Genomic DNA, 12,035 nt, shown 5'->3' with positions numbered 1-12,035 from the left:
AACTGGACTGCGTGGCGTCAGGGACTTGCGCTCAGTTGGGCTTGACGGCGACGAGAATGACCCCGAGCTCTTCCTCGGCATCCTTGAGCTTCTTCACGTTTTCGGCGGGCAGGGTGGCGGTATCGGCCTCGACCCCCTCCATCGCGAGGAGCGGGCTGCCGATCTCATTCTCCAGCCGCTGGATCGTGGCGAGCTTCTCGGGTTCCAGATGGGCGAGGGAGTAGAGCATGGTGGCCTCCTTGGGATCGGTTGCGCGGCCAGTCTAGCCCATCTACCGGGGAGCGGTCACCATGCCGGATGTCAGAGTGTCAGGTGCCGCACCCGCGCGCCCCATTCGATGGCGGCGGCGTGCAGGCGGTCGACGGTCAGTTCGTGGCGGACCTCCTCGAGGAGCCGCAGTTCGGCCTGGCGCAGCTTGCCGTCGGCGGCGGCCACGTCGCAGGCCAGCGCATAGGCGGTCTCCCAGAGCCGTTCGGGGAGCGCGTCGCGCACCATCGCGAAGAGCGTGTCGAGCCCGTCCTCTTCCTCCATGAGCTGGTAGACGGTCTGCGCGACCTCCTTCACCGCATCCATGTCGTAATCGGCGAAGACCGGCAGGTGATTCACCTGCCGCTCGATGGCGACGAGTTCCGAGGTGCGGATCGATTCATCCGAGACCGAGACCGTGACCATGATCGCGACGAGCGCATCCTGGGCGGAGAAGGCGGGGAGGGTATGGGTCACTGTCTTTGTCCTTCATGCTTTGCCAGGCAAATTATTGACGATCCGCCCCCCGTTCAATAGGAGACGGACCTTGCGGCACATGGGGTGCCGTCTCTACGGGATGAATGTCATGTCTCCTCTGCGCGACGCCGCGATGAACTCCAAAGCCTGGCCTTTCGAGGAAGCGCGCCGCGTGCTGAAACGCTACGAGAAGGCGCCGCCGGAAAAGGGCTATGTGCTGTTCGAGACCGGCTACGGACCGAGCGGACTGCCGCATATCGGCACCTTCGGCGAGGTGCAGCGGACGACGATGATCCGCCGGGCGTTCGAAATCATCTCGGACATTCCGACGAAGCTCATCTGCTTTTCCGACGATCTCGACGGGATGCGGAAGGTGCCGGACAACGTGCCCGAGCAGGCGATGCTGAAGGAAAACCTGCAGCGGCCGCTGACCTCGGTCCCCGATCCGTTCGGCGAATACGAGAGCTTCGGCCATCACAACAACGCGATGCTCAGGCGCTTCCTCGACACCTTCGGCTTCGAGTACGAGTTCATCTCCGCCACCGACTTCTACCGTTCGGGCCGGTTCGACGAGATTCTGCTGCGCTGCTGCGAAAAGTACGACGCGATCATGGAGATCATGCTGGCCTCGCTCCGGGAGGAGCGGCAGCAGTCCTATTCCTGCTTCCTGCCGATCCATCCCGAAACCGGCCGGGTTCTCTATGTCCCCATGAAGAACGTCGATGCGGCGCGGGGCGAGATCACCTTCGACGACGAGGAGGGCCGCGAATGGACGCTGCCCGTGACCGGCGGACAGGTGAAGCTGCAGTGGAAGCCGGATTTCGGCGCGCGCTGGGCGGCACTCGGCGTCGATTTCGAGATGTACGGCAAGGACCACTCGACCAACACGCCGATTTATGACGGGATCTGTGAGGTTCTGGGCGTCAAGGCGCCGGAGCATTTCACCTACGAGCTTTTCCTCGACGAGCAAGGCCAGAAGATCTCGAAGTCGAAGGGCAATGGCCTCACGATCGACGAGTGGCTGACCTATGCCTCGACCGAGTCCCTGGGCTATTTCATGTACCAGAAGCCGAAGACCGCGAAGCGGCTCTGGTGGGACGTGATTCCGAAGGCGGTGGACGAGTATCACCAGCAGCTGCGCGCCTTCCCCGACCAGGACGATGCCCAGCGGCTGGCGAACCCGGTCTGGCACATCCACAACGGCAACCCGCCGGCCTCGGACATGGTGGTGCCCTTCGCGATGCTCCTCAACCTCGCCAGCGTGGCGGGAGCCAAGGACAAGTCGGGGCTCTGGGGCTTCATCAAGCGGTACGCCCCCGAGGCCACGCCCGAGGCGAACCCGCAGCTCGACCAGGCCGCGGAATTCGCGGTGCGGTACTTCAACGACCACGTCGCGCCGACACGGGTCTTCCGCGCGCCCTCCGACAAGGAGCGAGTGGCGATGGAGGAACTCGTGGCCCGGCTCAGGGCTTGGGACGGCGGGCTCGATGCCGAGGCGCTGCAGTCGATGGTCTTCGCCATCGGCAAGGAGCACGGGTTCGAGCCCCTGCGCGACTGGTTCACGGCGCTTTACGAGGTGCTTCTCGGTGCGAGCCAGGGACCGCGCTTCGGCGGGTTCATCGCGCTTTACGGCGTGGGCGAGACCGTGGCGCTCATCGAGCGGGCGCTGGCGGGCGAACTCGCGGCCTGATGCCGAAGGGGCGGTGCTTGACGCCGCCCTGTTTCGTTACTCGGACGACTGCCCGGACCGGTCGGTCCAGATCTCCCACCAGCCGCGCCAGCGGCGGGACAGGCCGTGCGCGGGTTCCCTGAAGAAACGCAAGCCGAGCGCGAATGCGTCGGTCCGCAGTCGCGCTTCCTCGCGCGCGGCCTGGGCACAGACCTCGTCACCGCCCTCGATTCCGGCAAGCGCCTCGATCAGCGTGGCGAGGTCGCGCACGTCGCCGAGCATCTCGCCAAGCGTGTCCGCCGCCATGACATGGGGATGCATCATCTCGGGCCAGACCGGCGCCAGAAGGCGGGCGTGGTACCAATGGTCCTTGACCCGTCTGCGCCAGCGATGGAGCCGTTCGGGCGTGGGCGAACTGGCGGCCTTCTCAAGCGCGTCCCGGGCGTCTTCCCAGCTCCGTTCCAGCCCGCCGGAAAGCGCGTCGAAGCCGCTGCCATGCGCTTTCCAGCCCTTGGCGCGGGCCGCGATCTCGTTGATCGCCTCGGCATGGGCAGCGTAAACGGCCTCGGTGTCCGGTGCGTCACCTTGCGGTGCAGCAAGCGCCTCGCGGAGGCGGATCTGGGTAGCCTGCGGTAGATGGAGCTTGGCCGCGATCCGGTCGAAGGTCTGCGACAAGACGTCGGCATCGCGCAGCGGCTCCATGAGGCGCGCGGCCTCCCTCAGCGCGTCGTTCTCGCGGCCGAAAGCCTTGAGGCCGGGGCGGACGAGTCGAAGTGCCGCGCGCGATTTCTTGATGTTCTTGCGCAGCTCGTGGACCAGTTCGGCCGGCGGCAGCGACCGATCCGCGATCAGCGCGCTTGAGGCCGCGAGTCGGTCGCGCACGATCCGGCGAACCGCCTTCGCGGCGTTCCTGTCTGCAAGTTCGAAAGCGAATGCCATGGTGTCATAATCCGGTCGGTCCGGGGCCGGTTTGGTCCCGAAAGCCCGTGGGGGCTATATTGCATTCATGTAATACCTGCGTGACGGGAGGCAAAATGCGGAACTGGCTCTGCAGTCCGGCCTTTGTGCTTATGCTGCTCGTCCCAAGCTTTCCTGCGCATGGAGAGGACGGTGCGGACATCCGAGGCGTGATCGGCGCGCAGATCGAAGCCTTCACGGTGGACGATTTCGCGGAGGCGTTCGGATTCGCCTCGCCGATGATCCGGCACATGTTCCAGACGCCCGAGAACTTCGCAAACATGGTGCGCCAAGGCTACCCGATGATTTGGCGCCCCGGCGAGGTCCGATACCTCGGGCTGCGTGAGGAGGGCGGGCGGATGCTGCAGCGGATGGGCTTCGTCGATGGCGAAGGGCGGCTCCACCTCTTCGATTACGACATGGTGCGAAGCAGCAACGGCTGGCGGATCAACGGCGTTCACCCCGTCGCCGCACCCGAGGTCGGTGCCTGAGGACAGCGTACGCCCGGCTAACGCGCGCCTCACCTGTCTGCGCTAGACCTTGGGGCCGAGGCCCTGAGCGGCCCGGAACCTTCCCCAATCGAGCATTCCCGGTACGACTTCCGGCGCGGAGGCTCTCGGCCGCCAGCTGCGGTCGGCCCAGGGATAGCTCGATCGGAAGCCAAGTAGGACAAGGGGTCTTAAGCGATGAACAAGGCGATCACAGACGGGCTGGTTCTCATGCCGCCCGCTTTCGAATACGGGCTCGATGTCTGGTCGAGCGGCGATGGCACGCCGGGCTCGTCGACGTGGGCCGGATCGCCCGAGGCCGCGCTGGTGACGGCGGAACAGGATTTCGGTTCCTGTCTCGAAGTGGTCAAGACAACCTCGGTCACCAAGCTGCGCTTCACCGGCGAGACGCCGCTGCTGCCCGGCTGCTACCTGCGCGTGAGGGCGCGGGTCAAGGCGATGAGCGGCAACCTTCCCGCCGTGCGGATCGCGGGCTGGGCCGGTGGCGCGGGCGGGGCTCATGTTTCGGGCGTCGTCGAGACCGGGCCGAGTGTCCAGCTCACGAGCTACGGACGGGTCGAAACCGTCGAGGCAATTGTCGGCACTGGCTATCGCACCGGGGTCGACATGGAGTGGGGCAAAGGCACGCTCTACGGGCATCTCGGGCTCGATCTCACCGGCCCGAACGGCGGCGTGGTCCGGATCGACGACATCGAGATCGAGGACGTGACCTCGGTCTTCCTGCGGACAATGATGGACTGGATCGACGTGCGTGACTACGGCGCCAAGGGCGACGGCGTGACCAACGCCGCGGCGGCCTTCGAGGCGGCGGATGCCGCCGCCGATGCGGCGGGTCGGACGCTTCTCGTTTCTGCCGGAACCTATCACCTCAACGCCGATGTCACGCTCGAGGCGCCGGTGCGGTTCGAGGGCCGGGTGACGATGCCGGTGAACCGCAGGCTGGCTCTGACCCGCAACTTCGATCTGCCGAGTTACGCGGCGGCCTTCGGCGACGAGGAACTCGGCTTCAAGAAGGCGTTCCAGGCGCTGCTGAACTTTTCCGACCACGACTCGCTCGACCTCAAGGGGCGGCGGATCGAGGTCACCGCGCCGATCGACATGCAGGCGGCAGTCAACAACAAGACCACCTTCGCCACCCGCAGGGTGATCCGCAACGGCCAGTTCAACGTGATCGACGGCCCGGCCTGGGTTCCGACGATCGTGACCTCGCAGGCGAACTTTTCATCGGCGAACCCGACGACTCTGAGTTCGGTCGCCAACATCGCCAACATCCCGGCCGGGGCGCTCGTCGAGGGCACCGGCGTCGGGCGCGAGGTATATGTGACGTCGGTCAATGTCGGCGCCGGCACGCTGACGCTGTCGAAGCCGCCCTGCGGTGCGGCCGGCACACAAGTCTACACATTCACCCGGTTCAAGTATGCGCTCGATTTCGGTGGCTTCGCCTCGCTGTCGCAGATGGCGCTCGAAAACATCGACGTCGCCTGCAACGGATATTCGAGCGGGATCCTGCTGCCGCCGTCGGGGATCGTCTTCCAGATCCGCGACAGTTTCATCTCGAACCCGAGGAGCCGCGGCATCACGTCGACGGGGAGCGGTTGCCAGGGGCTGATGATCGACCGCTGCCAGTTCCTTTCGGCCGAGGGTCCGCTTCGGGCGCAGGATCGCCAGAGCATTGCCTTCAACACCAATGCCAACGACGTCAAGGTGCGTGACTGCCGGGCGCTCAACTTCCGCCATTTCGCAGTGATGACGGGCGCCGGCAACCTGATCAGCGGCAACCACTTCTTCCAGGGAGACGGAAATGCCGCGGGGGTGCGGCTAGCCGGGCTGGTGCTGGTCGGCACCGATCTCAGGACCACGATCACCGGCAATTCGATCGACAACTGCTTCGTCGAATGGACGAACGAGCACGAGGTCGATCCGGGCTTTCTCAACCAGCTCTCGTTCGGCGGGCTGACGATCACCGGCAACGTATTCACGGCCTCGGACGTCGCGCCGTGGTTCAGCTGGATCGTGATCAAGCCCTATGGGGCGGGCCATTTCATCCAGAGCCTCAACGTCACCGCGAACGTGTTCAAGTCGTTCAACGGTTCGGTCGACAGGGTCGACAAGGTGGATACGACCTACGCGTCGCTCGATAACGGGCGGATGCGCAGCGTCTGGTTCGAGGGCAACACCTTCACCGGGGTCACCCAGTCGATTGCCAACCCGGTGATCTACGAGTTCAACCAGAGTTCCGCGGCAACGAGCTGGATCGTCGATGCCGGCGCCTATCTGCCGTTCGGCGGCTGGGCACGTACCGTGGAGTCGGTGATGCCCGAGGGCATGATCACCGGCCCGTCAGGTGAGCGGCGCTCGGACCAGCCCTATGTCCAGGTCACTCAGGGTGCCACGAAACAGCAAGTCACGCTCAACTGGGCGGCGGCGTCGAAAGGGCGGGTCCAGGTGAAGGTGCGTATGGACAATCCGATCTGAGCTGTCGTTCGCGGCCCTAGGCGGTTCGGGCGGGCGCGAGTGCCGCCCGGATCCCTTCTAGAGCGGGGGGGGCGGTGGTACCGCGGAAAGGATCTCGGCCCAGAGAAGCCGCTTGTCGACGGGCTTCGAAATGAATCCGTCCAGATCCAGCGCCATGTAGTGTTCGCGCTGTGTGACCGCGGCATCGGCGGTGAGCGCGACGACGGGAATACCTGCCCAGCCGGTGCCCGCGGTACGGATCTCGCGGAAGGTCGCCTCGCCGTCCATGTCGGGCATGTTCATGTCCAGAAGGACGAGGTCGAATTCCTCATCCGCGAGCCGGTCGAGCGCGTCGCCGCCACTTTCGGCCTCGAAGGCCTCAATTCGCAGGCTGCGCAGCATCTGAACGACGATGAGGCGGTTGGTCGCGATGTCGTCGACGACCAGAACGCGAAGCCGGCCGTAGATGCTTTCGGCGCCGGTCTCGGGTGGGTCTGGCACCATCACGAAGGGAACCTCGATCCGCGCGACGGGGCTGCCGTCCGGCGCGCGCAGCACCGCGGCGCGGGCGCCCATCACTTCGGCGATGCGGTGCACGAGCGTCGTCGCGAGACCTTCGCCGCCCGGTATCGCGACGCGGTCCTCCGGCGCGCAGCCGGGACCGCGCGCGGCGATGGTGATCCGGAGCCGATCCATTCGTCCCGGCGCCAGTGAGCAGCGCATGTCGATCCGTGCCGGGCTGTCCGAGGAATGGTCCGACATCACGGCGGCGCTGAGATGGGTCAGGCACTTGCGCAACAGGATCGGGTCGAAGCGTCCGAATTCCGGCACTTCCGGGGCGATCTCGATCGACATGACCGGGTCTTTTCCGCCCTTTACCGGCAGCTTCATCGACGCCACCGCCTCTAGTTCGGCGCGGATCGCGGCGGTCACCGGGTGGAACCGGATCTCGCCCTCGCTGAGCGACGCGAGGTCGATCACGTCCTCCGCCAGCATCCGCAGGATGCGCGCCGCGGCTTCAACTTCCGCGGCGTGGCGCCGCGCGGTGTCGAGATCGCCCGCCTCGCGCAGGAGCTGGCTGTGCCCGAGCACGCCGTTGAGCGGGGTCCGCAACTCGTGGCTCATCGCCGAAAGGAACCGGCTCTTGGCGCGGTTCGCGGCGTTGGCATCCTCGATCGCGGTAATGAGCGCGGTCTGGGCGCGGTGGTTCTGCACCAGTGAGGCGATGAAGTAGCCGACCAGAGCGACCCCACCCGCGATCGCAAGACCGACATGCGCCGCCGTTGGGTCGCCAAGGCTTTGCGCCGGAATCCACAAGAGGACCAGCGCCGGCGGGACGCTGCTGAGAATGCCCATTGGCAGATGAATCGATCGTACGATCGACACGTTGAGGAGCGCCCCGACGAGCGGCAGAAGCGCCGCGAACTTGACCAGCGGGCCGGGGATCATCGCGAGGAAAAGCGCCGGAACGCAGTAGAACGCGACGATGGCCGTCGAATTGGCGAGGATCAGCGCATGCCGGAACCGGGTCGGGTTGGCCGCGAACGCCGCTTGCAGGCGGAGTTGCAGGATGTCGCAGCCGACGCAGAGCAGGTAGGTGAAGAACACGAGCCAGAACGGCAGGAGCACGCCGAACAGCACGCAACTCAGCGCGATCCCGACCTGGCGAACGACGAGATCCGCCTCGAGTCGCTTTCCCTGACGCGACATCTCGTCCAGCCAAATCGCTCGGTCAGCCATACTCGCTCGTCGCTGATCTGGGCGTCATGTGGTCTGATGCGCTCCCGCGCCGGAGGTTCCGTGTCTCAAGTCACTCTAAGGTCATTCGAGTCGAGTGCATAGGCTTTCGCGAAGCCGCCGTTGAGAAGTCCGCCCGCTATGTCGAAGAGGACAAAGTGGAAATCGGCGAAGTCGACGTAGAGCTTCGCCTTGGGGTGATGCCCGAGCCACGCTGCCCGGAGCGCGTCGCGTCGACCGTCTTCGCGGGCGAAGAAGCGGGCGCTCGCCCGCAGCGTGAGGCGCGGATGGGTGAGCGGATCGCCCTTTGCTCCGGGTTCGCCGATCAGCAGCGAGGCGCGCGGATCGGTGTGCAGCGCGCGGGCGTGGACCGCGAGGTCGGAGACCAGCGTCATCGGCTTTCCCTCGGGACCGAGGCCGAAGGCGATGCGGCTGACGAATGGTGCGCCTGTCTCGGGCTCGATCACCCCGAGAGCCGCGGTTGTCGCCGCGGTCAGGAGTTCGCGGGCAAGGCCGCGCGCCTCGTCGTCGGTCTCGCGGATCGGATTGATCTTGTCGCGCATCGCCGGTCCCCGCTTGCATCTTTCGTGGCGTTCAAGCGGTACCAATCGCGGCCCGGGCCGGCAAGCGCGGCGCGTTTGCCCGGCCGGATCGCCCTGACCGCGAATCACATGGCCCCGTCAGCGCGGGTTGATTCGCCTCGCCGGGCTATCTGCACGGAATGTGGGACCGGACAGCCTGGAGGTTGAAGGCAGGGCGCTCCGTCGGCCGCTTCGCATCCGTCAACAACCAATGAATTGATAATCCACGGCAATCGTTGCTTTGGTGCGAAAATATTTACATAATTTTCCGATTATCTGTCAATTTTTTTACAAAAAAATCCAGTAGATAAAATAGGTTACACAAAAATCCGACAATGGTTTACAGTGGCGGCTGAGCGGGCTTCGCGGCCCTCTGGTGGCTTTGCGCTGCTGGTCGCGGGCCTTCCCGGGGGGAAATCGGCACAGGAGGCGATGATGGGCGCAACGGATACAGCGGCGAAACGGGCGATTCCGGCGGGATTTGAGAGCGCGCATGTCACACCGGACGGCTACCGCAACATGTACGAGACGTCGGTCTCGGACCCAGCCGCCTTCTGGGGTGAGGAGGGCAAGCGCCTCGACTGGATCCAGCCCTACAGCAAGGTGAAGGACACCAACTTCGACTTTGGTTCGGTCTCGATCAAGTGGTTCGAGGACGGCGTCCTCAACGTCGCGGCGAACTGCATCGACCGTCACCTTGACACCCGCGGCGACCAGGTCGCGATCATCTGGGAGCCGGACGATCCGGCAACGCCGGCCAAGCACATCACCTACCGAGAGCTTCACGAGAACGTCTGCCGCATGGCGAACGTGTTCCTGAGCCAGGGCGTGATGCGCGGAGACCGCGTGGTGATCTACCTGCCGATGATCCCCGAGGCGGCCTACGCGATGCTCGCCTGCGCCCGGATCGGCGCGATCCATTCGATCGTCTTCGCGGGCTTCTCGCCGGATGCGCTCGCCAACCGGATCAATGACTGCGGCGCCAAGCTCGTCATCACCGCCGACACCGCGCCGCGCGGTGGCCGCCGGACGCCGCTGAAGGCGAACACCGACGCGGCACTCCTGCATTGTTCGGACAGGGTGCGCTGCCTCGTCGTCAAGCATACCGGCGACCAGACGACCTGGATCGATGGCCGCGACGTCGACGTGCTCGCGCTGATGCAGACCGCCGCCCCCGATTGCCCGGTGCGGCCGATGGGCGCGGAGGACCCGCTCTTCATCCTCTACACCTCCGGCTCGACCGGCAAGCCGAAGGGCGTGGTGCATACTTCGGGCGGCTATCTCGTCTATGCCGCAATGACACATCAGTACACGTTCGACTACAAGGACGGCGACATCTTCTGGTGCACCGCCGATGTCGGCTGGGTCACCGGCCACAGCTACATCATCTACGGGCCGCTCGCGAACGGCGCGACCACGGTGATGTTCGAGGGCGTGCCGACCTATCCCGATGCCGGTCGCTTCTGGGAGGTCTGCGCCAAGCACAAGGTCAACCAGTTCTACACCGCGCCGACCGCGATCCGCGCGCTGATGGGGCAGGGGCCGGAATGGGTCGAGAAGCACGACCTCAGCGACCTGCGGATTCTCGGCACCGTGGGCGAGCCGATCAACCCGGAAGCCTGGACCTGGTACGACAAGCATGTCGGCAAGGGCAAATGCCCGATCGTCGACACTTGGTGGCAGACCGAGACCGGCGGCCACCTGATCACGCCGCTGCCGGGCGCCACCGAGACCAAGCCGGGTTCCGCGACCCTGCCGTTCTTCGGCGTCAAGCCAGTGGTGCTCGAGGCCGAGAGCGGCAAGGTGGTCGAAGGCAACGGCGTAGAGGGCGTCCTCTGCATCGGCGACAGCTGGCCCGGCCAGATGCGTACCGTCTGGGGTGACCACCAGCGCTTCCAGGAAACCTATTTCCAGCAGTACAAGGGCTACTACTTCACCGGCGACGGCTGCCGCCGGGACGAGGACGGCTATTACTGGATCACTGGCCGCGTCGATGACGTGATCAACGTCTCGGGCCACCGCATGGGCACGGCCGAGGTCGAAAGCGCGCTCGTCGCGCACGAGAAGGTCGCCGAGGCCGCCGTGGTGGGTTATCCGCACGAGATCAAGGGCCAGGGCATCTACGCCTATGTCACGCTGATGAAGGGCGTCGAGCCGACCGACGATCTGCGCAAGGAACTGGTGAAGTGGGTCCGCACCGAGATCGGCCCGATCGCCTCGCCCGACCTTATCCAGTGGGCGCCGGGCCTGCCCAAGACCCGCTCGGGCAAGATCATGCGCCGGATCCTGAGGAAGATCGCCGAGAACGACTACGGCGCGCTCGGCGACACCTCGACGCTCGCCGACCCCTCGGTCGTGGACGACCTCATCGACAACCGCATGAACCGGGGCTGAGCGCATGAGCGATACGACTACCACTCCGGCCGTACTGATCCTGCTCGGGCCTCCGGGTGCCGGCAAGGGCACCCAGGCTCGGATGCTGGAGGAAGAGTTTGGCCTGATCCAGCTCTCGACCGGCGATCTGCTGCGCGCCGCGGTCGCGGCGGGCACGCCGGCCGGGCTCGCCGCGAAATCGGTGATGGAGGCGGGTGGTCTCGTCTCCGACGAGATCGTGCTGGCGATCCTCAAGGACCGGATGGCCGAGCCGGATGTGAAGGCCGGCGTCATCCTCGACGGGTTCCCGCGCACGGCCGGACAGGCCGCGGCGCTGGACGGGCTTCTGGCCGATGCCGGCCAGAAGGTTTCGGCCGCGATCAGCCTCGAGGTTGACGACGAGGCGATGGTCGGCCGGGTTGCAGGGCGCTTCACCTGCGCCAGTTGCGGAGAGGGATACCACGATACCCACAAGCGACCCGCGAAGGCGGACGTTTGTGACAAATGCGGCGGCACGGAGTTCAAGCGCCGGGCCGACGACAATGCCGAGACGGTGCGCGAGAGGCTCAAGGCCTATCACGCCCAGACGGCGCCGCTGATCGCGCATTATCGCAAGATGGGGGTGCTCGAGACGGTCGACGCGATGGGTTCCATCGCCGGGATCGCCTCGGCGCTCGGGCTCATCCTGCGCCGCGTGACGGCCTGAGGGAGACGGCGCCCCGACTGAAGGGGGCGCCGGCGGGAAACGAGGGAACTCAAGGGAGTAACACAAATGGCGGACAAATCTTCGTCCAACGCCTATTGGAAGGCCAACATTCGGCTCATTCAGGTCTGTCTGGTGATCTGGGCACTGGTCTCCTTCGGCTTCGGGATCATCCTGCGGCCGATGCTGATGGGCATCAATGTCGGCGGCGCCGATCTCGGCTTCTGGTTTGCCCAGCAGGGCTCGATCCTGGTCTTTCTGGTCCTGATCTTTTTCTATGCCTGGCGCATGAACCAGCTCGACCGCGAACACGGCGTCGAGGAGTAAGA

The 12,035-nt window shown here is 65.5% G+C and carries 11 protein-coding genes; 6 read left to right on the top strand and 5 right to left on the bottom strand.

The window, feature by feature from the left end; genetic code table 11:
• Positions 1 to 31 precede the first annotated feature (31 nt).
• Together OEZ60_RS17765 and OEZ60_RS17760 are read right to left on the bottom strand one after the other, a co-directional pair.
• Positions 32 to 229, bottom strand: coding sequence for a hypothetical protein (locus OEZ60_RS17765; RefSeq protein ID WP_263339120.1), 198 nt, complete (start codon positions 227 to 229; stop codon positions 32 to 34).
• Positions 230 to 300: 71 nt separating this feature from the next.
• On the bottom strand, positions 301 to 672 hold the full coding sequence (locus OEZ60_RS17760; RefSeq protein ID WP_290428743.1) for a tellurite resistance TerB family protein: 372 nt from the start codon (positions 670 to 672) through the stop codon (positions 301 to 303).
• Positions 673 to 832: 160 nt separating this feature from the next.
• Here OEZ60_RS17760 and OEZ60_RS17755 point away from each other — a divergent pair, with 160 nt between their 5' ends.
• A complete protein-coding gene (locus tag OEZ60_RS17755) occupies positions 833 to 2,413 on the top strand; it encodes a lysine--tRNA ligase (RefSeq protein ID WP_263339115.1) in 1,581 nt (526 codons plus the stop codon).
• Positions 2,414 to 2,449: 36 nt separating this feature from the next.
• On the opposite strand, the gene OEZ60_RS17750 is transcribed toward OEZ60_RS17755, so the two are convergent.
• Positions 2,450 to 3,331, bottom strand: a complete 882-nt coding sequence (locus tag OEZ60_RS17750) for a CHAD domain-containing protein (RefSeq protein ID WP_263339111.1) — start codon at positions 3,329 to 3,331, stop codon at positions 2,450 to 2,452.
• 131 nt (positions 3,332 to 3,462) lie between these two features.
• Between OEZ60_RS17750 and OEZ60_RS17745 the strand changes: the two genes are divergently transcribed.
• Together OEZ60_RS17745 and OEZ60_RS17740 are read left to right on the top strand one after the other, a co-directional pair.
• Entirely contained in the window at positions 3,463 to 3,840 is a 378-nt protein-coding gene (locus OEZ60_RS17745) for a DUF4864 domain-containing protein (RefSeq protein ID WP_263339109.1), read from the top strand.
• A gap of 195 nt (positions 3,841 to 4,035) precedes the next feature.
• Positions 4,036 to 6,333, top strand: a complete 2,298-nt coding sequence (locus tag OEZ60_RS17740; protein WP_263339107.1) for a glycosyl hydrolase family 28-related protein — start codon at positions 4,036 to 4,038, stop codon at positions 6,331 to 6,333.
• Between the two features lie 57 nt (positions 6,334 to 6,390).
• On the opposite strand, the gene OEZ60_RS17735 is transcribed toward OEZ60_RS17740, so the two are convergent.
• Both OEZ60_RS17735 and OEZ60_RS17730 read right to left on the bottom strand, forming a co-directional pair.
• On the bottom strand, positions 6,391 to 8,052 hold the full coding sequence (locus tag OEZ60_RS17735; protein WP_263339104.1) for a response regulator: 1,662 nt from the start codon (positions 8,050 to 8,052) through the stop codon (positions 6,391 to 6,393).
• 65 nt (positions 8,053 to 8,117) lie between these two features.
• Entirely contained in the window at positions 8,118 to 8,612 is a 495-nt protein-coding gene (locus tag OEZ60_RS17730; protein ID WP_263339102.1) for a HugZ family pyridoxamine 5'-phosphate oxidase, read from the bottom strand.
• A 453-nt stretch (positions 8,613 to 9,065) separates the two neighbouring features.
• On the opposite strand from OEZ60_RS17730, the gene acs reads away from it, so the two are divergent.
• From acs to OEZ60_RS17715, 3 genes are all read left to right on the top strand, one after another.
• Positions 9,066 to 11,024: an acetate--CoA ligase gene (gene acs, locus OEZ60_RS17725; RefSeq protein ID WP_263339100.1), complete on the top strand. Its 1,959-nt coding sequence runs from the start codon at positions 9,066 to 9,068 to the stop codon at positions 11,022 to 11,024.
• Between the two features lie 4 nt (positions 11,025 to 11,028).
• Positions 11,029 to 11,709, top strand: a complete 681-nt coding sequence (locus OEZ60_RS17720) for an adenylate kinase (RefSeq protein WP_263339098.1) — start codon at positions 11,029 to 11,031, stop codon at positions 11,707 to 11,709.
• 66 nt (positions 11,710 to 11,775) lie between these two features.
• Positions 11,776 to 12,033 (top strand): DUF4212 domain-containing protein, encoded by a 258-nt coding sequence (locus OEZ60_RS17715; protein WP_263339096.1) that lies wholly within the window; start codon positions 11,776 to 11,778, stop codon positions 12,031 to 12,033.
• Positions 12,034 to 12,035 lie beyond the last annotated feature (2 nt).

The sequence above is a fragment of the Albidovulum salinarum genome (assembly GCF_025673475.1).
Taxonomy (GTDB): Bacteria; Pseudomonadota; Alphaproteobacteria; order Rhodobacterales; family Rhodobacteraceae; genus Albidovulum; species Albidovulum salinarum.
Note: the sequence above shows the minus strand (reverse complement) of the source record. Positions and strands in the feature narration are given on the sequence as shown.